At 69.6% G+C, this 21,638-nt stretch carries 24 protein-coding genes; 15 read left to right on the forward strand and 9 right to left on the reverse strand.

Translation table 11 applies throughout. The features are described 5' to 3' along the window. The first annotated feature begins 1 nt into the window (after nucleotide 1). Nucleotides 2-787: a purine-nucleoside phosphorylase gene (locus tag BJY18_RS18275; protein WP_184781126.1), complete on the forward strand. Its 786-nt coding sequence runs from the start codon at nucleotides 2-4 to the stop codon at nucleotides 785-787. A 329-nt stretch (nucleotides 788-1,116) separates the two neighbouring features. Here the strand turns inward: BJY18_RS18275 and BJY18_RS18280 are convergent, their stop codons facing one another. After that, nucleotides 1,117-2,271, reverse strand: a complete 1,155-nt coding sequence (locus tag BJY18_RS18280) for a glycosyltransferase (RefSeq protein WP_312873884.1) — start codon at nucleotides 2,269-2,271, stop codon at nucleotides 1,117-1,119. A gap of 72 nt (nucleotides 2,272-2,343) precedes the next feature. Here BJY18_RS18280 and BJY18_RS18285 point away from each other — a divergent pair, with 72 nt between their 5' ends. The 5 genes from BJY18_RS18285 to BJY18_RS18305 all read left to right on the forward strand — a co-directional run bounded on the left by BJY18_RS18285 (nucleotide 2,344) and on the right by BJY18_RS18305 (nucleotide 7,829). Continuing rightward, nucleotides 2,344-3,975 carry a phospho-sugar mutase gene (locus tag BJY18_RS18285; RefSeq protein ID WP_184781128.1) on the forward strand — a complete coding sequence of 544 codons (1,632 nt, stop codon included), beginning with the start codon at nucleotides 2,344-2,346 and terminating at the stop codon, nucleotides 3,973-3,975. A gap of 39 nt (nucleotides 3,976-4,014) precedes the next feature. Next, nucleotides 4,015-4,464 (forward strand): flavodoxin family protein, encoded by a 450-nt coding sequence (locus tag BJY18_RS18290; RefSeq protein WP_184781129.1) that lies wholly within the window; start codon nucleotides 4,015-4,017, stop codon nucleotides 4,462-4,464. A 340-nt stretch (nucleotides 4,465-4,804) separates the two neighbouring features. Beyond that, on the forward strand, nucleotides 4,805-5,428 hold the full coding sequence (locus BJY18_RS18295; RefSeq protein ID WP_184781130.1) for a TetR/AcrR family transcriptional regulator: 624 nt from the start codon (nucleotides 4,805-4,807) through the stop codon (nucleotides 5,426-5,428). After that, nucleotides 5,425-7,083, forward strand: coding sequence for an FAD-binding dehydrogenase (locus BJY18_RS18300; protein ID WP_184781131.1), 1,659 nt, complete (start codon nucleotides 5,425-5,427; stop codon nucleotides 7,081-7,083). The genes BJY18_RS18295 and BJY18_RS18300 overlap by 4 nt, the downstream gene beginning before the upstream one ends. Continuing rightward, nucleotides 7,080-7,829 carry an alpha/beta fold hydrolase gene (locus BJY18_RS18305; protein ID WP_312873885.1) on the forward strand — a complete coding sequence of 250 codons (750 nt, stop codon included), beginning with the start codon at nucleotides 7,080-7,082 and terminating at the stop codon, nucleotides 7,827-7,829. Before BJY18_RS18300 ends, BJY18_RS18305 begins: the two co-directional genes overlap by 4 nt. On the opposite strand, the gene hisS is transcribed toward BJY18_RS18305, so the two are convergent. The 8 genes from hisS to BJY18_RS18345 form a co-directional block, all read right to left on the reverse strand. Further along, entirely contained in the window at nucleotides 7,816-9,111 is a 1,296-nt protein-coding gene (hisS, locus tag BJY18_RS18310; RefSeq protein WP_184781132.1) for a histidine--tRNA ligase, read from the reverse strand. The two genes, BJY18_RS18305 and hisS, sit on opposite strands and share 14 nt — an antisense overlap. A 36-nt stretch (nucleotides 9,112-9,147) precedes the next feature. Then, nucleotides 9,148-9,531, reverse strand: a complete 384-nt coding sequence (locus tag BJY18_RS18315) for a hypothetical protein (protein ID WP_184781133.1) — start codon at nucleotides 9,529-9,531, stop codon at nucleotides 9,148-9,150. Between the two features lie 100 nt (nucleotides 9,532-9,631). Then, entirely contained in the window at nucleotides 9,632-10,813 is a 1,182-nt protein-coding gene (locus tag BJY18_RS18320; protein WP_184781134.1) for a sensor histidine kinase, read from the reverse strand. Next, nucleotides 10,810-11,457, reverse strand: a complete 648-nt coding sequence (locus BJY18_RS18325) for a response regulator transcription factor (protein ID WP_184784694.1) — start codon at nucleotides 11,455-11,457, stop codon at nucleotides 10,810-10,812. Before BJY18_RS18325 ends, BJY18_RS18320 begins: the two co-directional genes overlap by 4 nt. A gap of 93 nt (nucleotides 11,458-11,550) precedes the next feature. Continuing rightward, nucleotides 11,551-12,822: a cation:proton antiporter gene (locus tag BJY18_RS18330; RefSeq protein WP_184781135.1), complete on the reverse strand. Its 1,272-nt coding sequence runs from the start codon at nucleotides 12,820-12,822 to the stop codon at nucleotides 11,551-11,553. Then, nucleotides 12,819-14,162, reverse strand: a complete 1,344-nt coding sequence (locus BJY18_RS18335; protein WP_184781136.1) for a cytochrome P450 — start codon at nucleotides 14,160-14,162, stop codon at nucleotides 12,819-12,821. Before BJY18_RS18335 ends, BJY18_RS18330 begins: the two co-directional genes overlap by 4 nt. After that, nucleotides 14,159-15,202 (reverse strand): alpha-hydroxy acid oxidase, encoded by a 1,044-nt coding sequence (locus BJY18_RS18340; RefSeq protein ID WP_184781137.1) that lies wholly within the window; start codon nucleotides 15,200-15,202, stop codon nucleotides 14,159-14,161. The genes BJY18_RS18335 and BJY18_RS18340 overlap by 4 nt, the downstream gene beginning before the upstream one ends. A gap of 1 nt (nucleotide 15,203) precedes the next feature. After that, nucleotides 15,204-16,766, reverse strand: a complete 1,563-nt coding sequence (locus BJY18_RS18345; RefSeq protein WP_312873886.1) for an NAD(P)-binding domain-containing protein — start codon at nucleotides 16,764-16,766, stop codon at nucleotides 15,204-15,206. Nucleotides 16,767-17,030: 264 nt separating this feature from the next. Between BJY18_RS18345 and BJY18_RS18350 the strand changes: the two genes are divergently transcribed. The 9 genes from BJY18_RS18350 to BJY18_RS18390 are packed head-to-tail and all read left to right on the forward strand — an operon-like array spanning nucleotide 17,031 to nucleotide 21,635. Continuing rightward, complete coding sequence (locus tag BJY18_RS18350; RefSeq protein ID WP_184781138.1) at nucleotides 17,031-17,318, forward strand: gas vesicle protein GvpO; 288 nt, start codon at nucleotides 17,031-17,033, stop codon at nucleotides 17,316-17,318. Nucleotides 17,319-17,337: 19 nt separating this feature from the next. Next, nucleotides 17,338-17,781 carry a gas vesicle structural protein GvpA gene (locus BJY18_RS18355; protein WP_184781139.1) on the forward strand — a complete coding sequence of 148 codons (444 nt, stop codon included), beginning with the start codon at nucleotides 17,338-17,340 and terminating at the stop codon, nucleotides 17,779-17,781. Beyond that, on the forward strand, nucleotides 17,778-18,506 hold the full coding sequence (locus tag BJY18_RS18360) for a GvpL/GvpF family gas vesicle protein (RefSeq protein WP_184781140.1): 729 nt from the start codon (nucleotides 17,778-17,780) through the stop codon (nucleotides 18,504-18,506). Before BJY18_RS18355 ends, BJY18_RS18360 begins: the two co-directional genes overlap by 4 nt. Continuing rightward, nucleotides 18,506-18,742 carry a gas vesicle protein GvpG gene (locus BJY18_RS18365; RefSeq protein WP_184781141.1) on the forward strand — a complete coding sequence of 79 codons (237 nt, stop codon included), beginning with the start codon at nucleotides 18,506-18,508 and terminating at the stop codon, nucleotides 18,740-18,742. Before BJY18_RS18360 ends, BJY18_RS18365 begins: the two co-directional genes overlap by 1 nt. A 13-nt stretch (nucleotides 18,743-18,755) precedes the next feature. Beyond that, nucleotides 18,756-19,286 (forward strand): hypothetical protein, encoded by a 531-nt coding sequence (locus tag BJY18_RS18370; protein WP_184781142.1) that lies wholly within the window; start codon nucleotides 18,756-18,758, stop codon nucleotides 19,284-19,286. Further along, nucleotides 19,279-20,358, forward strand: a complete 1,080-nt coding sequence (locus BJY18_RS18375) for an SRPBCC family protein (protein WP_184781143.1) — start codon at nucleotides 19,279-19,281, stop codon at nucleotides 20,356-20,358. Before BJY18_RS18370 ends, BJY18_RS18375 begins: the two co-directional genes overlap by 8 nt. A gap of 4 nt (nucleotides 20,359-20,362) precedes the next feature. Further along, nucleotides 20,363-20,704 carry a gas vesicle protein GvpJ gene (gene gvpJ, locus BJY18_RS18380; protein WP_184781144.1) on the forward strand — a complete coding sequence of 114 codons (342 nt, stop codon included), beginning with the start codon at nucleotides 20,363-20,365 and terminating at the stop codon, nucleotides 20,702-20,704. Beyond that, nucleotides 20,701-21,450 (forward strand): GvpL/GvpF family gas vesicle protein, encoded by a 750-nt coding sequence (locus BJY18_RS18385; RefSeq protein WP_184781145.1) that lies wholly within the window; start codon nucleotides 20,701-20,703, stop codon nucleotides 21,448-21,450. Before gvpJ ends, BJY18_RS18385 begins: the two co-directional genes overlap by 4 nt. After that, nucleotides 21,447-21,635, forward strand: a complete 189-nt coding sequence (locus tag BJY18_RS18390) for a gas vesicle protein (RefSeq protein WP_312873887.1) — start codon at nucleotides 21,447-21,449, stop codon at nucleotides 21,633-21,635. Before BJY18_RS18385 ends, BJY18_RS18390 begins: the two co-directional genes overlap by 4 nt. Nucleotides 21,636-21,638 lie beyond the last annotated feature (3 nt).

Here is a 21,638-nt window from a genome sequence, read left to right on the forward strand (position 1 = left end):
CATGAGCAACCAGGAGGAGGCGGCCGCGGCCGTCATCGCCGAGCGCACCGGTGTGGACAAGCACGACATCGCCGTGGTGCTCGGCTCGGGCTGGCGCCCGGCCGCGGACGTGATCGGAACCGCCGACGCGGAGATCCCGTTCGGCGATCTGCCGGGCTTCACCACCCCCGGCGCGGTCGGCCACGGCGGTACGGTGCGGTCGCTGCGAGTCGACGGCAAGCGTGCGCTCGTCCTGCTCGGCCGCACGCACTTCTACGAGGGCAAGGGCATCGACCCGGTGGTGCAGAACGTGCGCACGGCAGCCGCCACGGGTGCCCGCACGGTGCTGCTGACCAATGCGGCCGGCGGGCTGCGCGCGGGTATGAGCGTGGGCCAGCCGGTGCTGATCTCCGACCACCTCAACCTGACCGCGCGTTCGCCGATCGTCGGCGCGCACTTCGTCGACCTCACCGACCTGTACTCGACGCGGCTGCGTGACCTGGCCCGCGAGGTGGACGGGTCACTGGAGGAGGGCGTGTACGCGGGGCTGCCCGGCCCGCACTTCGAGACGCCCGCCGAAATCCGGATGCTGCGCACGCTCGGCGCCGACCTGGTCGGCATGTCGACCGTGCTGGAGGCGATCGCGGCCCGCGAGGCCGGGCTGGAGGTGTTCGGCCTCTCGCTGGTCACGAACCTGGCCGCGGGCATGACCGGGGAACCGCTGAACCACGAGGAGGTCCTGGAAGCAGGCCGCCAGTCGGCGACCCGGATGGGCTCGCTGCTGAGGGAACTCGTCGCCCGGGCCTGACCGCACGACGCCCTGGGCCGGAACCCGTTCCGCCCCAGGGCGACCCGAGCCGGTACAGCCGATTTCGCCCGGTAGAGGCGATCCGAGCCGCGGTACCGGCGGTTCCGCTACGGCCGCAGCAAACCAGCGGGTACCGCCCGTGCCGCTCCGGTCGCGGCGACCGCAGCCGCACCGCACGCTCCACCCCGACCACAGCAACCCCAGCCGCACCGCACGCACCGCTCCGGTCGCGGCGACCCCAGCCGCACCGCACGCTCCCCCCAACCGCAGCAACCCCAGCCGCAACCGCCCGTTTCGCCCCGACCGCGTGCCGGGGCGGGACGCGTTCGTCAGGCGTACTGCGGGAGTGTTGCCGCGACGTCCGCCGGTGAGGGCATCGCCGCGGCCTCGTCGGCCAGCTTGCGCACCACGTCGCGCACCGCCGTGTCGGTCAGCAGGCGGAGGGCGTGGTCGCGCACTGCCTCCGTGGTCACCTCGTCGCCCAGCAGCTGGTTGCCCGCTCCGACCGCGGTCACGGCTTCGGCATTGGAGAACTGGTCCGCGCCCTGCGGCAGCACGAGCTGCGGCACGCCGGCGGCGAACGCGCCCATGGTCGTGCCACTGCCTCCGTGGTGCACGACGAGGTCGACGTGCGGCAGCAGCTCCGACTGCGGTACCCACGCCGCCAGCCGGACGTTCGGCGGCACCTCGCCGAGCGCGGCCACGTCGACGGACGGTCCGGTGGCCACGAGCACGTCGGCCTCCAGCGTGGCGAGCCCCTGCACGGCCGAGGACAGCAGGTGCGCCTGGCTCATCGGCGTGGTGCCGAGAGTGAGGTAGACGAGCGGCCGTCCGCGATCGCGTCCGGCCACCCCTGGCGGCAGATCGCCGGGCTCGCTCCAGCCGACCGGCCGCACCGGCACCCGCCGTGCGCCGGCCAGGAATTCCGGGTCCTGTACCGACGGCGGGCACATGTCCACGAACGGACGGCCCCAGGCGAAGTCAGCGTCCCCGGCGATCCCCAGCTCGGCGCCGAAGGCGGCCACCGGTTCCCGGATCACCGCGCCCGCCTCACCGCCCACGGTCACCCTGCCGAACCCGTGGCACATCGCCGGGACCCCGGCCGCGTGCGCGGCGAAAAGCCCGCCGGGGTTGGCCAGCTCGTACACGACGAGGTCCGGGCGGCGCTGGTCGATCAGGGGTGCGAGGTCGCGCATGAACCGTTCCGGCATGGTCCGGCCGAACGCCCGGCCGATGATCGGGTTCAGCTCCTCCTCGGACACCTCGTCCCTGGCACGCGGATCGCCGGCGAAAGCCTCCCGGAACGCCTGCTGGATGGAAATCCCGGCGGCCGCGGGTTCGAGGCCCGCCTTGTCCAGGGTCGGGTGGAAGTCGGCGGCCGTCGCGAAGACGACCTCGTGGCCCGCGTCGCGGGCGGCGACGGCGAGCGGGAGCAGGGGATAGAGGTGGCCGTAGGAGGCGAGGGACGTGAAAATCATGCGCACTGTTTCAGCCTATCGAGAATGCGCAACGCACTTTTGCCGTTTCCCGTGACCGGCCCCGCGTAGGCTGATCCGGTGCCGAACAGCCTGACCACGCACCTGCGTGCCGCCACCGAACGCTGGATCGCCGGCGACCCCGATCCCGCTTCCCGCGACGAACTGGCCACGGTCCTCGCCCGTGCCGCCGGACAGGAGCCCGGCGCGGCCGACGAACTCGCCGACCGGATGGCCGGGCCGCTGGAGTTCGGCACCGCCGGCCTGCGCGGTCCCGTGCGGGCCGGGCCGAACGGCATGAACGTCGCGGTGGTCACGCGGACCACCGCCGGGGTCGCGGCCTGGCTCACCGCGCACGGGCACGCCGGCGAAGTGGTCGTGCTCGGCCGCGACGCGCGGCACGGTTCGGAGGCGTTCGCCACCGCCGCGGCCGAAGTGCTTTCCGCTGCCGGTTTTGCGGTGAAAGTCCTTCCGCAGCCGTTGCCGACGCCGTTGCTCGCCTATTCCGTACTGCATTACCGAGCGGCGGCCGGTATCCAGATCACCGCTTCGCACAATCCGCCCGCGGACAACGGGTACAAGCTCTACGACGGGACCGGCGGGCAGATCGTGCCGCCGTCGGACGGCGAGATCGAGCAAGCCATCCAGGCCGTGCCCGCCGCGGTGGACGTGTCCCGCGCGGCCGGCGCCGAAGTCGCCGACCCGCGGGAGGCGTACCTCGACGCAGTGGCCGCGTTGCCCGGCGGCAGCGCCCGGGACCTGCGGATCGCCGCGACTGCGTTGCACGGCGTCGGTGCCGAAACGCTGCGCGCGGCGCTGGCCCGAGCCGGTTTCACCGACGTGCACCTGGTCGCCGAGCAGGCGGAGCCGGACGCCGACTTCCCCACCGTGTCGTTCCCGAATCCGGAAGAGCCCGGCGCCACCGATCTGTTGCTGGCTCTGGCGTCCGAAGTGGACGCCGATCTGGCGGTGGCGCTGGACCCGGACGCGGACCGCTGCGCCCTCGGCGTGCGCGCGCCCGGTGGCGAGTGGCGGATGCTGCGGGGCGACGAGACCGGGGTGCTGCTCGGCTCGCATCTGCTGTCCACCACGGACAATCCCGATCCGCTGGTGGCCACCACCATCGTCTCCGCCTCGTTGCTCGGCGAGCTGGCCAAGGAAAGCGGCGCGCGGTACGCGGAAACGTTGACCGGGTTCAAATGGCTGGTCCGGGCAGGCGAAGGCCTGGTCTTCGCCTACGAGGAGGCACTGGGCCTGTGCGTGAACCCCGGTTTCGTCCGGGACAAGGACGGTATCGCGGCAGCGGTCGCCGCCGCCGGCCTCGCCGCCACACTCAAGGCCGAGGGCCGCACCGCCTCGGACGTCCTCGACGACATCGCCCGCCGGCACGGCGTGTACCTCACCGACCAGGTCTCGTTGCGGGTCACCGACCTGGCGGTGCGGGGGCGGCTGATGACCAGGCTGCGCACCAGTCCCCCGGCCACGCTCGGCGGCGTCCCGGTGACGCTGGAGGATCTGCTCCCGGACGCCGACGTGCTGCGCCTGCACGGCGACGGGGTGCGCGTGGTAGTCCGGCCTTCCGGCACCGAGCCGAAGCTCAAGACGTACCTGCAGGTCGTCGCCCCGGTGACCGGCGAGCTGACGGCCGCACGCGACCAGGCCGCCACGCTGCTCAGCGCGATTCACGAGGACGTCACGGCGCTCCTGCGGTGACGGATGCGCTGCCTCGCGGCCGATGGCAGGCTGCGGGGCATGCCCACGTTGCTGATCGTGCACCACACTCCGTCGCCGGCCATGCAGGCGATGTTCGAGGCCGCGCTGGCCGGGGCGAAGCATCCGGACCTCGAAGGGGTCGACGTCGTGCGGCGGCCTGCGCTGGGCGCCACCGCGGCCGACGTGCTGGCCGCGGACGGGTACCTGCTGGGCACTCCGGCGAACCTCGGCAGCATGAGTGGCGCGTTGAAGCACTTCTTCGACACCGTCTACTACCCCTGTCTCGACGCGACCAGGGGCCGCCCGTTCGGCGCCTACGTGCACGGCAACAACGACACCGCGGGCACCGTCCGCCAGCTCGATGCCATCACCACCGGACTGGGCTGGTCACGGGTAGCGGAGCCGGTTCTCCTGACCGGCGAACCGGACAAGGCCGCGCTGGAGGCTCTCACGGAATTGGGCGCAACGGTGGCCGCGACGCTCATGTGAGCATGCTCCGGCTCACATGAGCGCCCGCGTCAAGCGGAAACCCCCGCGACACACGGAAAAAGCCGCAGCGGTACAGACAAGGGGGCCGGCAAGCCCGGACAGTAAAGGGGCCTGTCACCGGAAGCCCTGGGGGTCGACCTCCGGCAACAGGCCTGGCCAAGGGATCGCTACGAGGCGTTCGACCTTGACTTCCCCCAGCGTACTACAAACTGTCGATCATGACGAGCAGGAGTATCCGAAAAGCACGGGAGGACACCGGGTTTCGCCGGTGACCGGCCTTGCGCGTCGTCAATACACTCGTGTATCCAGTACAACGACGTATCGAGCTGGGAGTCGCCCCATGCCGGCACCGGCCGCCCGCGTCCCGCGCCGACGCGCGGAGACCCGCCGCCGTCTGCTCGACGCCGCGCTCGCGGTGTTCGCGGAGGAGGGCTTCGGACGGTCCACAGTGGAGCAGGTGTGCGAGCGGGCGGGGTACACGCGAGGTGCTTTCTACTCCAACTTCGCTTCGCTCGACGAGCTGTTCCTCGCCATGTGGGAACGCCGTTCGGCCGAGCTGCTCGACGGGCTGCGCGACGCGTTCGAGCAGGCCGGGGCCACGGACGTGCACGACGTCGGCGACGTGGTGCGGCAGCTGCTGCCCGCGATCCCGGTGGACGACGTCTGGTACCGGGTGAGCGCCGAGTTCACCACGCACGCCCTGCGAAACCCGGCGTTGCGGCAGCTGATGACCGCCCGTGAGACCGCGATCGCCGAGACGCTGATGCCGTTTCTCGAGGACCTGCTCACCCGCGTCGGCCGGGTGGTTCCCGATCCGAACGCGCTCGGCCAGGCACTCATCGCCGTCCACGACGGCACCACCGTGCAATGCCTGATGGCGCCCGACGACCCCGGCGTGTGGCAGCGCCGGACCGACCTCGCCGTGCGGGTGGTCACGGCCTACAGCGAAGGAGCCCCGCGATGACGTTCGAACCCGACGCGATCGTGGTCGGCGCGGGCCTTGCCGGGCTCGTCGCCACGCACGAACTGGTCCGGGCCGGCCGCCGGGTTCTGGTGCTGGACCAGGAGAACCGGGCGAACCTCGGCGGGCAGGCGTTCTGGTCGCTCGGTGGGCTGCTGTTCGTGGACAGCCCGGAGCAGCGGCGGCTGGGCATCCGGGACTCCTACGAGCTCGCCCTGCGCGACTGGCTCGATTCTGCGGGCTTCGACCGCGAGGACGAGGACTTCTGGGCACGACGGTGGGCGGCGGCCTACGTGCGGTTCGCGGCCACCGAGAAGCGCCAGTACCTGCGTGACCTCGGCCTGCGCGTGACGCCGCTGGTCGGCTGGGCCGAACGCGGGGGTGGCGTCGCCGGCGGGCACGGCAATTCGGTGCCCCGTTTCCACCTCACCTGGGGCACCGGTCCCGAGGTGGTGCGGGTGTTCGCCGAACCGGTGCTCGATGGGGAACGCCGGGGCCTCGTGCGGTTCGCCTTCCGGCATCAGGTCGACGAACTGGTGGTCGAGGACGGCGTGACGACTGGCGTCCGCGGCACCGTGCTGGAAGCCGGCGACGAGCCGCGCGGCGTGCGGTCGTCGCGGAAGCGGGCGGGCGAGTTCGAGTTCCACGCGAGGTCCGTGCTGGTCTCCTCGGGTGGGATCGGCCACAACCACGAGCTGGTGCGGCGCAACTGGCCGGTCGAGCGGCTGGGCCCGGTGCCGGCGACGATGATTCCCGGCGTACCGGCCCATGTGGACGGACGGATGATCGGCATCAGTGAGACCGCGGGCGCGCGCGTGGTCAACCGCGATCGGATGTGGCACTACACCGAGGGAATCCACAACTGGGACCCGATCTGGCCGGACCACGCGATCCGGATCATTCCCGGCCCGTCCTCGCTGTGGTTCGACGCCACCGGCGCTCGGCTGCCCGCGCCGAACTTCCCGGGATTCGACACGAACCGCACGCTGAAGGCGATCCTCGCGAGCGGCTACGACTATTCGTGGTTCGTGCTCACCCAGACCATCCTGGAGAAGGAGTTCATGCTGTCCGGGTCGGAGCAGAATCCCGATCTCACCGGGAAAAGCCTGCGCCGCACGCTCGCGAGCCGGGCGGCGTCCGGTGCGCCCGGGCCGGTCGACGCCTTCACCCGGCACGGAGTGGATTTCGTGGTGGCCGGCACTGTTCCCGAACTGGTCGAAGGGATGAACAAGATCGCCCGTGGTCCGGCGCTGGACCCGGCGGACCTGCAGCGGCAGGTCGTGGCGCGCGATCTCGAAGTGGGCAACGCGTATTCGAAGGACCTGCAGCTGATGGCCATCGCGAACGCGCGCCGGTTCGTCGGCGACCGCGTCGCGCGCGTCGCGAAACCGCACCGGATCCTCGATCCGGCACATGGTCCGCTCATCGCGGTACGGCTGAACGTCCTGACCCGCAAGACACTCGGCGGCATCCAGACCGATCTGGACTCCCGGGTCCTGCGCCCGGACGGCGAACCGCTGCCCGGCCTGTACGCCGCCGGTGAGGTGGCCGGCTTCGGTGGCGGGGGTGTGCACGGCTACAACGCGCTGGAAGGGACCTTCCTCGGCGGCTGCATCTTCTCCGGCCGCGCCGCCGGCCGCGCGATGGCGAAACGGTGAACGTCCTCGTCGAAGGCCCCGGGGACGCGCCGGTTCTGCTACTGGTACACGGTTTCGGCGGTTCGTTGCGCTCCTTCGATCCGGTCGCCCGGCTGCTGTCCGACCGGTTCCGGATCGTCCGGGCGGATCTGCGCGGGCACGGCCGGACCGGTGGCCACAGTGGACTCGACGCGCGCTCGCAGGCACGCACGCTGGCCGACTCCATCGGCGATCTCTCCGGCGTGACCGCGGTGGGTCACTCGTTCGGCGCGGACGTGGTGCTGGAGCTGGCAGCGCAGACAGACGCCGTCTCGCGAACTGTCCTCATCGGACAGGCGCCGGACTACCGGCACGCCACTTTCCCGCCCGGACACGGGCTTCTCGCCGCGCCGGGGGTGAGCCCGGTGCTGCGGTCGCTGGCCGGCGCACCGGTGACCACCTGGGCGTTGCGCCGCACCGCGTGGCATCGGCTGCGCACGGATTTCGCGGCCACCAGCCCCGCGATGGCCCGCGTCGTGCTCACCGAACGGCGGAAGCTGCTCGCCGAGCGTCCGCTCGACGAGCAGCTGCGCGACCTCGGCCTGCCCACCTTGGTGATCCTGGGCAGCCGGGACCGGCTCTACGATTCCGCCGCCACCGCCACTCGCTACGCCGCGGCGGGCGCGCGAGTGCACGTGCTTCCCGGGGCCGGGCACTCGCCGTTCGCGAGTCACCCGGCCCGGGTGGCCGGACTGCTGGCGGAGTGGGCCGCCGTCAGGACGGAGTGACCAGGCCCGCCACCTCGGCCGGGACGTCCGCGAGCGAAACCTGCCGCTGTTCCCGCGTCGCCAGGCTGCGGATGGTCACCGCGCCCGCCGCCCAGTCCTCCTCGCCGACGATGACCACCGCGACCGCGCCCGCCTTGTCCGCGCGCGTCAGCTCCTTCCCGAGCTTGCGTGGTTCGAGCGGCGTCGACGTGCGCAGACCCGCCTTCCGCAGCGACGCGGCGACCTGGCGGGCCGGATCGGCGAGCTCCTCGTCCACCGGGATGACCATCACGTCGACCTCGCTGCGTGGCTGCGGGGCGAGGTCGTGCGTTTCGAGGAAGTCCATCAGCGTGACGTCTCCCATGCCGAACCCGATGCCGGGAATCCGCTCCTTGGTGAACAGCGAGGCGAGGTCGCTGTAGCGGCCGCCGCCGAACAGCGCGCGGCGGTTCTTCGGCGAGGTGTCGAAGACCTCGAACACGGTGGACGTGTAGTACGCCAGCCCGCGCACGATGAGCGGCTCGTAGCGGACGAGGCTCGCGGCACTGCTGGAGAGCACCTTCACCAGGTTCGACTCCGCCTTGACCTCCGCGGGCAGCTCGTCCAGCAGCGCCGCGCCGGCACCGAGCGTCTCGGACAGCTTCTCGAACTCCTTGTCCGACAAGCCGATCTCCCCCGCCGCGGCGCCGCGTTCGTCGGCAGGCGTCTTCTCCCACCGATCGACCAGCGCGAAGACCTGCGGCAGCAGCTCCGCGGAAATGCCGGCCACATCGGTCAGCGCAGACGACAGCAGGTTCCGGTCGTTGACCCGGATCGCGAAGTCCTCCGGCGAGGCGCCGAGCGCACCCATCAGATCGTGGACGAGTTCGAACATCTCGATCTCGCAGTTCGCGCTCTCCGAACCGAAGATGTCGGCGTTGATCTGCCAGTGCTCGCGCACCCGGCCCCGCTGGGGACGCTCGTAGCGGTGGCAGTTGGGGTGGCTGTACCAGCGCACCGGGAACGACAGGGATTTCGCGTGCCCGGCGATCATCCGGGCCACCGACGGCGTCATCTCCGGGCGCAGCGCCAGCCGTTCGCCGCCCCGCGTGGTGAGCGTGTAGAGCTGCTGGTCGGCGATCTCCTGCCCGGACTTGCGCTCGTAGATCTCGGCCGGTTCGAGCACCGGACCGTCGTAACGGAGAAAGCCGTAGCGCTCGAGCACGTCGTAGAGATGGCCGAACACCTGCGTGCGGACGGACATCTCGGCGGGGAGGAAGTCTCGGGTCCCCTTGACAGGCGCGGTCGACAGGTATTCAGGCACGTCATCAAGCTTAACGACCCGGCAGGCGCCGGTGCGTCAGGGGAACGCCACGCCGTAGGCGGTGATCAGCGTCGCCGCCCCCAGCAGCACCGCGCCACCGGTGGTGACGCCCATGCCGAGCCGGGTCCGCAGCATCGCCAGGAAGAACCCACCGGACTGCGCGAGCACCCCGAACAGCAGCAGGAAGCACACCAGCCACCGCGCGCCGTTGGACAGATTCGTGCGTTCGAGAATCTGCAACGCGACGAGCACCAGCACGATCAGCACGCCCGCGTGCGCGTGCCCGGCACGGAAGAAGCCGCGCTGCTGGTCGGTGAGCTGGTTCCGGCGCTGCACGCCGCGCAACGCGTACCCGCCGTACATCACGGTGGGCAGCGAAACGAGCGCGATGACGGTGAACAACTGCTCTGGTCCGTACATGGATCTCCTCCTCGCGGATCAACGCCACCTAAGGTAACAGTGTTTTAAAACGCTGTCACCAAACTTTGCACTCAAGGTCCGAGAAGCGGTCCCTGCGCGGTCAGACCCGGGCGAACCGCAAGGTGAAGGTGGCCCCCGCACCGGGGCTGCCGGTGGCCGCGATGGTGCCCCCGTGGCCGGTCACGACCTCCTGCACCAACGCCAGCCCCAGGCCGAAACGGCGGCCTTCGCCGTTCGAGCCGTGCGCGAAGCGTTCGAAGAGCCGGTCCGCGTGCTGCTGGGGGAAACCCGCGCCGGTGTCGCGGACGCGGAGCTCGACGTGCCGCGGGTCCGGGTTCGCCAGGCTCACCTCGATCGAACCGCCCGGCGGGGTGTGCCCGAGCGCGTTGTCCAGCAGCGCCGACAACACGCGCCGCAACGCCGTCGGCACGCCGGAGACGACGTCCTCCAGCCCGGGCGAGCGGCGCAGCCGCAACTCCACCCTGCGGTCGCTCGCGCGCACCGATTCCGCCGCCACGGCCTGTTCGGCCAAGGTCGCCAACTGCACCGGCACCAGCCGCGGCCGCTCCTTGCCGGCCTGTGCGGACAGCAGCAGATCGTCCACCACCTCACCCATTTCGCGCGTGCCGGCTACCAGGGCGTCGAGATCATCCTGAACCGCGCGGCCGCGGTGGGCCAGCAGCTGAGTACGCGTGTGCAGCCGGGTCAGCGGCGCACGCAGCTCGTGCGAAGCGTCGGCGACGAAGGTGCGCTGCCGCCGCAGCGCCTCGCCGAGCGGGCGGATCGCCCGCTGCGCCAGCAGGTATCCGCTGACCACCGCGACCACCAGCACGACCAGCTCCGCCGCCCCGAGCCCGAGCAGCAGCTGGTGCCGGTCGGCGATCAGATAGCCCTGCTCGAAGAAGGCCTGCCAGACCTGACCGTCCCGGTTGACGGTGCGGATCGTGTAGACGGTGTCACCCATGGCGCGTTCTTCGGTGACCACGTCGCCGGCGTGCGGGACCGACGGGGCCGGCGGCAGCGTGAACGGCAGTGGCCCGGCCGGCGCGTGTCCCTGCGGGGTGACCAGCCACACGCAACCGGGCGGCGTCTTCGCCGGCCCCTGGCCGATCGTGTACTCCAGCTGGCGATCGACCTCGGCGACCTGCCCGCGCACCAGGATCCAGTACGCGATACCGCCCGCGACGAGCACCACGAACGTGATCGCCACGGCGATCTGGCCCGCGATGGTCCGCCGCGCCCGCCGCAGCGCCCGCGTCTCCGCATCGACGACCGTGGTCATACCGTCCCGATCTGGTAACCCAGCCCGTGCACGGTCTTCACCACGCCCCGGCCCAGTTTCCGCCGCAGGTAGTACACGTAGGTATCCACAATGGACTCGCCAGCGGATTCGGTGAACACCCCCGCTCGCAGTGCCGCACGCGGGTGGATCGCCTTCGGCCGCTGCGCGAGCGTGCGCAGGAGCTCGAACTCCCTGCCGGACAGGGTCACCCGCTCGCCGCGGGGCAGCACCACTTCGTGCCGGTGCAGATCCAGCGCGGCGGTCCCGACCGGCAGGCATTCGGCCTGTTCGAGATCCCGGCGGCACAACGCCCGCATCCGGGCGAGCAGCTCGTCGGTCTCGAACGGCTTGACCAAATAGTCGTCCGCACCGGCGTCCAGGCCGTGCACCCGGTCGGCCAGCTCACCGAGCGCGGAGAGCACCAGCACCCGGGCGGACACCGCACGGCGGCGCAACTGCGTCAGCAGCGAGAGCCCGTCCACCACCGGCAGCCGCCGATCCAGGATCAGCACGTCGTACCGCCCGGTGAGCCCGAGATGCAGACCGCGCTGGCCGTCCGGCGCGTGGTCGGTCTCGTAGCCTTCTCCGGCGAGCAGCTCGGCGAGCATTCCGGCGAGGTCGCGATCGTCCTCGACCAGGAGCACCCGGGTGGCCACCGGGATCTCTGCCTCTTCGTGCACGAATCCATACTGGCAGTCATCCGGTCGATTGAAACCTCAACTTTCGTAGGTAAGACCTCACGTCCGGGCAGTCAGGAGAAATTCGGGCAACTCCCGCCCCTCGTACCGGCGTGCGTCTCGGCGATCGAGCAGGCTGAGCACCGGAGCGGTCATCACGGTGGTGACCAGCGCGACGAGCACGAGCACCGTGAACAACGCGGGAGAGACGATGCCCGCGGCGAGCCCGACGTTCAGCGCGATCAGCTGCATCAGCCCGCGCGCGTTCACGAGTACGCCGATGCGGACCGCGACCGGCCCCGGCTCCCCCGCCGCCTGCGCGGCACCCCACGATGCGCCGAGTTTGCCGACGACCGCGACCACCACGCAGATCAGTGCGAACAGCAGCAGCTTCGGGTCCGCGAGCAGCGCGAAGCGGGTGTTGAGCCCGGAGTAGGTGAAGAACAGGGGCAGGAACACGACTCGCCCGATCGGCATGATCCGGGCGAGCACCGCGTCCGCCGCCTCCCCACGCGGGAACGCCAGCCCGATCACGAAAGCACCGAACACCGCGTACAGCCCCACCACGTCGGTGAACCAGGCGGCCGCGAACAGGATCATCGCGGTGACCAGCAGCCGGTGGTCGTCCGACAGCCGCGGGCTCCGCATCGCGTGCACGAGGATCCGGCGTGCCACCAGCCAGACCAGCAGCACGAACAGCACCGCCCCACCGACCGCGAGAGCGATCGGGCCCGCCGAACCGGCGTGCATGCCGAGCACCACGGCCAGCAGGATCCAGGCGAGCACGTCGTCGAGTGCCCCGCAGGCGAGGGCGAGCGAGCCGAACCGCGTACTGCCCAGCCCACGTTCGGTGATGATGCGGGCAAGCATCGGGAACGCCGTGATCGCGAGCGCGACGCCCACGAACGCGGCCGACACCACCGGCGAGACCCCCGGTTTCAGCACTCCCACCCAGCTCCCGCCGAGCATCGCCACCCCGACGCCGAGCGCGAGCGGCACCACGGTGCCGGCCGCGGACACCGCGGCCACGGTCTTGCGCCCGTCACGCAACGCACCCATCCGGAACTCGTATCCGGCGCCGAACATGTAGATCACGAGCCCGATCTGGCCGCCGAGGTAGAGCAGGGTGCGCACCTCGTCGGGGAAGAGCGCTTCCTGCACCCCGGGCAGCAGCAGCCCGAGCAGCGACGGACCGAGCAGGACGCCGGCGATCATCTCGCCCACCACCGGCGGCTGCCCGAGCCGCACGGCCAGCGCGCAGACAAGCCGGCAGACCACGAGGATCACCACCACCGCGAGAAAGAACGCGGGTGCCGCCTGAGTCGGGCTCATTTCCTGCCTCCGTCGAGGTCGTGGGTCCGGAAGTAGCGGACGCACATCCGCAGCCGCCGCGCGTCGAGGACCATGAACGTGCCGAACACCAGTTGCGCGAGGCTGCGCCACACGTCTTCCCAGCGGTCCCGGACCGCGAGGTAGGCCAGTACGCCGCGGTCGTCCCGGCCGGAGCCGCGCGGGGTGAGGAACACCGGGCCCCGGTTGGGGATCGAACGGGTGTGCGCGGCGCTGGTGGACAGCGAGAACCGGCGCAGGAACTCCCGCGTCACCACGCGCATGGTCACCGGCGCCAGGCCACGCGCCGGGCAGGGCCGGTTCTGCGCCACCCCGAAGGGCAGGAAGTTCGCCTCCTTGCGGGCGTGTGCCGGGCAGCCCTCCCACCGGGACGGCTCGAACTCCGCCGGCCGGTCGAAGCCGGCGTGGTGGAAGTCGGGATAGCTGAACAACAGGACGGTGCCCTCGTCGATGGTCCGGTCGGCCAGCTCGATGTCGCCGGTCGCGATCCGGTGGGCGATGCCGAACAGCGGGTACGTGCGCAGGCCCTCGTCCAGCACCCGGTCCAGGTACGCGTCGTCGTCCGGGTTCTCGGCCAGCCTGCGCTGCACGTCGGGACGCTCGGCGATGATCATCAGCAGGTGCGCCATCGCCTCGGACATCTGCACCACGGCGGTGTTGAAGAACGTGCCCTGCAGGTAGTAGGCCTGCTCCTCGCGGGTCAGCCGCGACGGCAGCGGGTGCGGCACGTCGTCCAGCCGCCGCCGCAGGTATGCGGTGAGCCGGCCGCGCCGCCGCATGTTGCGTGGCCGCACGCATTTCAGCGCGGACACCACGTCGTCCGCGTGCCCGACGATGAGATCGCGTGCCGCACGCGGGCACGGTTCGCCGAACACCAGCTCGTAGTACAGCTCGGCCCAGATCGGCATCATCTCGTCTCGCAGCCGGATCAGCCTGCCGGAACCGATGTCCAGCTCGCCGAGCACCCGCGTCGCGACGCGCTGGGTCAGCTCCTCGGACTCCCCCTTCGGCTTCACGAGGATGTTCCGGGTGGTTTTGGCGACCTCGTCGTAGCGCGGGCCGGGCTCCAGGTGTTCCTGGTGCACCTGCGGCCCCGGAGCGAGCCAGTACCAGAACAGGTCGGACAGCGCGGCACCCTTGCTGCGGCCGTCCGCGGCCGGGTGTCCGTAGACCTGGCGGAAATCCTCGACCGGCACCACGAGCCCCTCGTCGCCGTTGACGAGTGCGAAGATCTTCATGCGCAACGCGATCACCCGTGCGGGCAGCCACTTCGGCAGCGTCGCCACGAGGCCGGCCAGCGCCAGCAGTACAAGCCTTCTCATCGGACCAGCTCCGCGGTCAGTCCGGCCGGATCGGCCGCCCCGCACAACGCGAACGCGCGATCCACTTCCTCGCGCAACCCTTCGAGCACCTCAGTCACTCCTTCCGTGCCTGCCGCGGCGAGCCCCCACAGCGCGGGACGGCCGATTCCCACCGCGCTCGCCCCGAGCGCGAGTGCTTTCACCACGTCGGTGCCCCGGCGGACTCCGCCATCGAGGATCAGCGGAATCGCACCGTCCACTGCGGACGCCACGGCGGGCAGCGCGTCCATTGTGGAGACAGCCGAGTCGAGCTGCCGGCCACCATGGTTGGACACCACCAGACCGGACACGCCCGCCTCGACTGCCAGGCGCGCGTCGCTGGGATGCAAAATGCCCTTCAAAAGAATCGGCAGCCCGCTGATCGTCCGCAGCCATTCGACGTCCGTCCACGTCAACTCCGCGGGCATCTCGATGTCCCGTACCCGCCCGGTGTCATCGCGCATGTTCTCGACCGACAGTTCCGGAGGCAGATCGAGAAAACCGTTGCGGTGGTCGCGTTCCCGCTTTCCGAAAACCGCGGAATCGACGGTCACCACCAGCGCCTTGACGCCGGCCCGTTCCGCCCGGCAAATCACCGCCTTGGTGAATTCCCGGTCCGGTTGCAGGTAGAGCTGAAACCACAACGCCGGATCGTCGGTGACTTCCCTTGCCGCGGCGACGATGTCCTCGATCGCCGTCGTCGCGGCCATGCTGACCACCAGGACCGTGCCCGCCCGCGCGGCCGCCCGCGCGGTGGCGAGCTCTCCATCAGGGTGCGCGAGCCGGTGAAACGCCGTCGGGGAAAGGAGAACCGGCATCGACAGCGGTGAGCCCGCGAGCTCCACAGCAAGGTCGCGCTTGCCGACGTTCCGGAGCACCCGCGGCACCAGCACCCGGCGGCGGAACGCTTCCTCGTTGGCCCGCAGCGTTTCTTCCTCTCCGGCGCCGCCCGCGTAGAAGTCGTAATGTGCCGGGGCGAGCCGCCTCCGAGCCGCGGTTTCGAGCTCCGCGATCGTGCGCATGTCAAAGCTGCTGTTCGAAGAACGCGGTCAGCGCCCCGATGTGCACGTCCCGGTTCCACTCGTTCTCGAGGTTCTCCGTGACGTGGTGCGTGGCGGCCAGCTCGCCGTTCCGGTAATGCTTGACGATCGGATGCAGGTAGTGCCCTTCGCCGGAATCGTTCGCCACGTCCTGGCTCGCCCGTTTCACCGTGAAGTCGAAAGGGTCGACCTTGTCGTGGTCGGGACCGTAGTCGAGCGTGATCACGAAGGCGTTCTCCCGCTGCCGCAGCGACGATTCCTCGAACCGGTCCACCGGCATTTCCTCGTAGTACCGGGCTTGGCCCGCGTCCACGGTGAGGACGTCGCCGAGGAAGCCGAACTGCTGGTAGAGCGCGGAGGTGCGATTGATCCGCGCGATCACGGCGTCGACCAGACCACTGGTTTTCGCGGGCACGTCGGTGGACGGCCATTCGGTGTCGTGGTGGTGTTCGTCGAGGACCTTGGAAAGCGCCTTCACACCGTACCGGTATCCGTGGATGAAGGCACTGGTCGCCTTCTTGAAGTCACGGACCTGCGTGATCGTTCCGGCGAAGTACAGTCCGGGCACGTTCACCGATTCCCACGAGGACGTCTGCGCCGGGAACCGGCCGTTGATGACCATTTCCGGACGGCAGTCCTCGTCGAACAGCGAGGCGTCGAACCGGAACCCGGTGCAGCCGATCACGCGGTCGTAGCGCAGTTCCTTGATCACCTCGTCAGCCCGGAAGAACGCGAACTTGACGTGGTAGCCGTCGGCGTCCTTGGTGATCTCGCGAACTTCCCCGTCGAGAATGGCATGCTGCAGTTTGAGCTGGTACATGTCCAGCACGCCGGCGTTGTAGGCACGCACGTGCCCGACGAAGTGCGTGCGCCACGCGAGCTTCACCGGCCGCGGCCCGGCGACGTGCAGTACGGCAGCGTGCGCGTTGAGGCTGTCCGCGGTCTCGAACGCGGAATTCCCCTTGCCGAGGATCAGCACTCGCTGGTCGTCGAACTGCGCAGGATCGGGATCGAAGTCCGCGTACTGATCGATCAGGTCCATCCCGGGCACATCCGGCACGTACGGCTTGGTCACGCCGGTCGCCATGATCAGCCGCCGGGACCGGAAGGTGGCGCCGTCGGCGTCGGTGAGCACGAAGATGTCACCGTCCCGGCTGACGCGGATGACCCGGGTGTTGTAGCGAATGCGAACCTCGTGCTTGGCGGCGTAATCCGCGGTGTATTGGAGGAACGCTTCGGCCGGCGGGAACAGCTCGTCGCTGTAGTCGGTGAACAGCACCGGGTCGGGCCCGTCGTCGAGCAGCGAGTTCCAGTCCATCCGGAGGTTCAGCTCGCGGTCGGTCCACCCGGTGTGTTTCTTGTTGACCGAGATCAACGTCCGGTGCCGCGGATACCGCGTGAAGAACGCGGCGGGTACGTCCCCGCTTTCGAGCACCAGGTAGTCCCGCCCGGCCGCACCCAGCTGCTGCCCGAGCTGCAAGCCCGCCGGCCCCGCACCGACCACCAGGTACTCCAGCACGTCCGCCATCACCAAGACCTCCCGCACGACCACGATTCGGTTGACGGCGTTCAGCCTGGTCCGGAGATCTCAGAAAAGCCTCAGAACGTACTGGCATTTCGCCACTGCCCGGCTTCGGCTCGCTACCGACCGTCGGCTCGTGGCCTGAGCGGACGCAGGCGTGCTGGGCTGTTCGGCCGAACTTCGCGATCGCCATCGGACAGCCAGTTTTGGCGGGGGCAGCCCGGGTAGGTCGATATCAGACTCGCCGTTTCGGCGGCGCGTGATCGACGCGGAGAGACGGGAACAGGAATGGGCGACGAAGGCGCGGCACCGGCGGCAGAACGGGGTTCACCTGCCGATCTGCTGCGCGCGACGCGTGATCTGTTCGAGCAGCTGACCGAAAAGGACGTCGATTCGGTGTCAGCGTTCACAAAGGACGGTGACGGATGGGCTCTGCTGGTGGAGGTGGTGGAGCTGGAACGCGTCCCCGACACCACGAGCCTGATGGCCACCTACCGCGTCCGGATCGACGCCCACGGTGGCTTCCTCGGCTACGAGCAGATTCGGCGTTACGCACGCGGTCAAGCCGATCGATGAAGACGGGAAGGCGATTTCCATGACCACGGCGACCACCCGGTCGGCCGCGAGCAGCCAGCTGCAGCGCGGTCCGGGTACCGGCAACCTCTACGACATCCTCGAGCTGATCCTGGACAAGGGACTGGTGATCGACGCGTTCGTGCGGGTGTCACTGGTGGGCATCGAACTGCTCACTGTCGACGCGCGGATCGTGGTGGCCAGTGTGGACACCTACCTGCGGTTCGCCGAGGCGTGCAACCGCCTGGATCTCGAACATGCCTCGAACGCCACGACGTTGCCGGAGCTGCTGGGCGAGGTGACCGAAAAGGGCGCGAAAGGGAAGTCCAAGGGCGCGCTGACCGGTGCGGTCGAAACCTTCGCGGAGCAGTTCCAGAAATCCAGCGACAAGTCCGGCGACAACGAGGACGACGAGGAGCGACCTCGCAGCCGTGGTCGTCGCAGCACCACGAGGTCCGCCGAATGACCACCTACCTGTACGGCATCACGTTCGCCGATCACCCCGGCGAGGTCGACGGCCTGCGCGGGGTGGGGCCGTCGCCGACGCCCGCACGGATGCTGCCGGCCGGAGAAGCGCTCAGCGCGGTCGTCGGCGACGTCCAGGGCGAACTTCGCGCCAAACGTCGGGATTTGCTTGCGCACCAACAGGTCCTGCAGGTGCTGTGCGACGGCGGGCCGACCCTGCCGATGCGTTTCGGTGTCCTGGCCGCCGACGACGAGGCCGTGGCACAGGCGGTCGCGGAAAAAGCCGACGTGTATGCGGCGATCCTGCGGCGGGTGCGTGGGCACGTCGAGATGAACGTCAAAGTGGCGCATCGCGAGGAGGCCGTCCTCGGACAGCTCCTTGCCGGAGATGACACCTTGCGTCAGCTGGCCGAAAACATCCGTACGCACCCGGGCGGACCGCAGGATGAGCAGATCCGGTTCGGCGAACTGGTCGCCGGACGGCTGGCCGAACGCGAACGTACGGACGCAGACGCGATTCTCGAACACCTTCTTCCGCTGGCATCGGAGCATTCTCCAGGGCCGGCGGTCGACGGATGTTTCTTCAACGTCTCGTTTCTGGTATCGAAGGACCGGGTGGCCGAATTCGGCGAAGCAACGCAATGGCTGGCCGGCACCGTCGAGGCCGTGGCCGAGGTTCGCACGCAGGGTCCGTTGCCTCCCTACAGCTTCACCGGGGAGGACTAGTGGGGCTGCTCGGCGAACTCGTTCTCCTGCCGTTGGCCCCGGTGCGCGGGGCCCTGTGGGCGGTGGACCAGGTCATCGACGCCGCGGAACAGGAGCAGGCCGCACAGCTGAAAGGCGAACTGGTCCGGCTGGAGCAGCAGCTCGTGGCCGGTGAGCTCGACGAGGAGGAATTCGACCGCCGGGAAGACGAAGTACTCGATCTGCTCGAAGAATTCAACCGGGGGGCAGCCGGATGAACGGAGCGAACAGATGACACCGGGAATGAAGATCGCCACCGCCGTGGTCGGTGGCTACGTCCTGGGCAGGAAGAAAAAAGCCAAAGTGGCCATCACCATGGGTGCCTGGCTCGTCGGGAAGAAACTCAATCTCGATCCGAAAAAACTGCTTTCGGACTTCACCCGGGAACTCGGTTCTTCCCCCGAACTGGCGGGGGTACGCGACCAGCTGCGTGACGAGGTGCTGGGCGCGGGGCGGAACCTGGCGACCGGAATCCTGACCCACCAAGCGGGACGTTTGGCTGACTCTTTACAGGGACACACCGACAGCTTGCGGGACAAGGCCGTCGGCCACCTCGAGGAAGCCACGCCCTCCGACGACGAGGCACCCGCGGACGAGGTATCCGAGGACCAGGCACCCGAGGACGACCGAAAGCCGGTGCGGAAGCGGTCCGGCGGTTCCCCGGCTTCGTCCGCCACCACGCGTAAGCGGTCGTCGTCGAGCGGCACGGCGCGCAAACCGCAGAAACGTACCGCGAACCGTGCGGAGGCGAACCGTGGCTGAATCCCGTCATGACAACGAAAGCGGCGGCCCTCTGGCGAAGCTGCGTGAACTGGCGTCTCGCCATCCCGCTACTGAGCAGCTGCTGCAGGCCGGCGAGGACTACGCGCAGGCCAAGGCCGAACAGGTGATGTCCTCAGCAGGTACCAAGCTGGGCGAGGCATCGCGACGGCTGGCCGACACCTCCGACAACGGTTCCCTGAAAGGTCTTTTCACCGCCGGTGACAAGATCGCCGAAGGGAAGTCCCCGCTCCGCGCGGTCGCCGAGGCGGGCGGCAACGCCGTGAAGAAGTCGTTCTCGGGCCTGCTGGGCAAGCGCGGCGGGGGCTCGGGAGGCAAGAAGGTCATCAACATCGTCGAGGACATCGACGTCGGTGTTCCGGTGCGCGAGGCCTACGACCAGTGGACTGATTTCCAGAAGTTCAGCGACTTCGGCAAGGGCGTCGTGAGTGCCGACCGGTCCGACGAAACCACCTCGCAGTGGCGGTTCAAGATCTTCTGGTCGAACCGGTCGATGAAGGCGACCGTGACCGAGCAGATACCCGACGAACGCATCGTGTGGACGACCGAGGGCGCCAAGGGCACCATCAAGGGCGCGGTGACCTTTCACGAACTCACCGCGAACCTGACCAAGGTCCTGCTCGTCATCGAGTACTACCCGGCTGGCCTGTTCGAGAAGACCGGGAACATCTGGCGTGCCCAGGGCCGCCGGGCACGGCTGGACCTCAAGCACTTCCGCCGGTTCATCACGATGGCCGGACAGGCGTCGGACGACGGCTGGCGCGGCGAGATCCGGGACGGGGAGGTCGTACGTACCCCGGACCAGGTGCGGGAGGACGAGGAATCCGACGAGACCGGCTCGGACGGCTCGGACGGTGAGTACGAGGAGGAACCCGCCGAGGACGACGAGGACCTGCCGGAAGACGGATCGGGCGCCGGCGACGAGTCCGGCGAGGAGTCCGGCGACGAGTTTGACGAGGAACCCGAGGACGAGCCCGAAGAGGAGCCGGCTGACAGGCCGGCGCGACGCAGGCCGGCACGACGCGGGCCCGTGCGCCCGGGGAGCAGGAGGTAGCACGATGAGTGAGCCCACTCTGCCCGCCGGCCGGCCACTGACCGCCGCCCGGCCGGCGACGGGTTCCGGCGGCGGGGCGAACCTCGCCGACATCCTGGAACGGGTGCTGGACAAGGGCATCGTGATCGCCGGGGACATCCAGGTCAACCTGCTCGACATCGAGCTGCTGACCATCAAGGTGCGGCTGCTGGTCGCCTCGGTCGACCGTGCCAAGGAAATGGGGATCGACTGGTGGGAACACGATCCGTCGCTGTCGTCGGGTTCGCGGCGCCAGGACCTCGTCGAGGAGAACACGAGGCTGCGCGAGCAACTCGAACTCGCGCGAGGAGGGCGGTCGGAGCAGTGAGCTGGTACTGCTATGCGGTCACCGACCTGGCGCCGGACGGTCTGCTCGACGGCGTCACCGGGCTTCGTGGTCATCCGGTCGGCACGTTGTCGGGCGCGGGGCTGACCGTCGTCGTCAGCCGGGTACCGGACGAGGATTTCTCCGAAACGACTTTGCAGCACAAGCTGGAAAACCTCGCCTGGCTGGAAGAAGTCGCCCGTGCGCACAACGACGTCGTGAACGAGGCGAGCCGTCGCGCCTCGGTCCTGCCACTACGGCTGGCAACGATTTACCACGACGAGGACCGGGTGCGGGACATGCTCGACACGCACGCCACGCAGCTGTCGGCAGCGCTGCAGCGCACCAGGGGCAGTTCCGAATGGGGCGTCAAGGTCTTCGCGCCGCACCCGGATTCCGCCTCGGAACCGCCTGCCGAGGTCCCCAGCGACGGACGTTCCTATCTGCGGCAGCGGTTGCGGCAACGCCAAGCGCGGGACACCCGGACCCGCGACGCGGCGGACGTCGCCGAGAGCGTCGAGCGAGAACTCGCCCGCATCGCGGTCCACCTGCACCGGCATCGGAACCAGGACGCCGCCCTCTCCGGCCGCGCCGGCAGCAACGTCCTCAACCTTGCCTGTCTGGTACCACACGAGGACCGAGACCGTTTCCTCGCGCGAGCCCGGCAGCTGCCGGACGCTCCGGGATTCGACGTCGAGGTCACCGGCCCCTGGGCGCCGTACTCGTTCGCGGAAGTCGAAGTCCGGTGAGCGTGGAAGTGTCCGCGGACGGCGCCGACCGGCTGGCGCTGGTCGACCTGCTGGACCGGCTGCTCGCCGGTGGAGTGGTGCTGACCGGGGACATCGTGCTGTCGGTCGCCGAGATCGACCTGGTGCACATCTCGCTGCGCGCACTGATCACGTCGATCCGCGAAGACCGACCAGCCCCCTGGTGAAGG

It is taken from the genome of Amycolatopsis jiangsuensis (assembly GCF_014204865.1).
Taxonomy (GTDB): Bacteria; Actinomycetota; Actinomycetes; order Mycobacteriales; family Pseudonocardiaceae; genus Amycolatopsis; species Amycolatopsis jiangsuensis.

What these genes read in the sequence shown, in the direction of transcription:
- BJY18_RS18275 (WP_184781126.1), top strand. Translation starts at nt 2, where the DNA reads ATGAGCAACCAGGAGGAGGCGGCCGCGGCCGTCATCGCCGAGCGCACC.
- BJY18_RS18290 (WP_184781129.1), top strand. Translation starts at nt 4,015, where the DNA reads ATGCCCACGTTGCTGATCGTGCACCACACTCCGTCGCCGGCCATGCAG.
- BJY18_RS18295 (WP_184781130.1), top strand. Translation starts at nt 4,805, where the DNA reads ATGCCGGCACCGGCCGCCCGCGTCCCGCGCCGACGCGCGGAGACCCGC.
- BJY18_RS18300 (WP_184781131.1), top strand. Translation starts at nt 5,425, where the DNA reads ATGACGTTCGAACCCGACGCGATCGTGGTCGGCGCGGGCCTTGCCGGG.
- BJY18_RS18315 (WP_184781133.1), bottom strand. Translation starts at nt 9,531, where the DNA reads ATGTACGGACCAGAGCAGTTGTTCACCGTCATCGCGCTCGTTTCGCTG.
- BJY18_RS18320 (WP_184781134.1), bottom strand. Translation starts at nt 10,813, where the DNA reads ATGACCACGGTCGTCGATGCGGAGACGCGGGCGCTGCGGCGGGCGCGG.
- BJY18_RS18330 (WP_184781135.1), bottom strand. Translation starts at nt 12,822, where the DNA reads ATGAGCCCGACTCAGGCGGCACCCGCGTTCTTTCTCGCGGTGGTGGTG.
- BJY18_RS18335 (WP_184781136.1), bottom strand. Translation starts at nt 14,162, where the DNA reads ATGAGAAGGCTTGTACTGCTGGCGCTGGCCGGCCTCGTGGCGACGCTG.
- BJY18_RS18340 (WP_184781137.1), bottom strand. Translation starts at nt 15,202, where the DNA reads ATGCGCACGATCGCGGAGCTCGAAACCGCGGCTCGGAGGCGGCTCGCC.
- BJY18_RS18350 (WP_184781138.1), top strand. Translation starts at nt 17,031, where the DNA reads ATGGGCGACGAAGGCGCGGCACCGGCGGCAGAACGGGGTTCACCTGCC.
- BJY18_RS18355 (WP_184781139.1), top strand. Translation starts at nt 17,338, where the DNA reads ATGACCACGGCGACCACCCGGTCGGCCGCGAGCAGCCAGCTGCAGCGC.
- BJY18_RS18360 (WP_184781140.1), top strand. Translation starts at nt 17,778, where the DNA reads ATGACCACCTACCTGTACGGCATCACGTTCGCCGATCACCCCGGCGAG.
- BJY18_RS18370 (WP_184781142.1), top strand. Translation starts at nt 18,756, where the DNA reads ATGACACCGGGAATGAAGATCGCCACCGCCGTGGTCGGTGGCTACGTC.
- gvpJ (WP_184781144.1), top strand. Translation starts at nt 20,363, where the DNA reads ATGAGTGAGCCCACTCTGCCCGCCGGCCGGCCACTGACCGCCGCCCGG.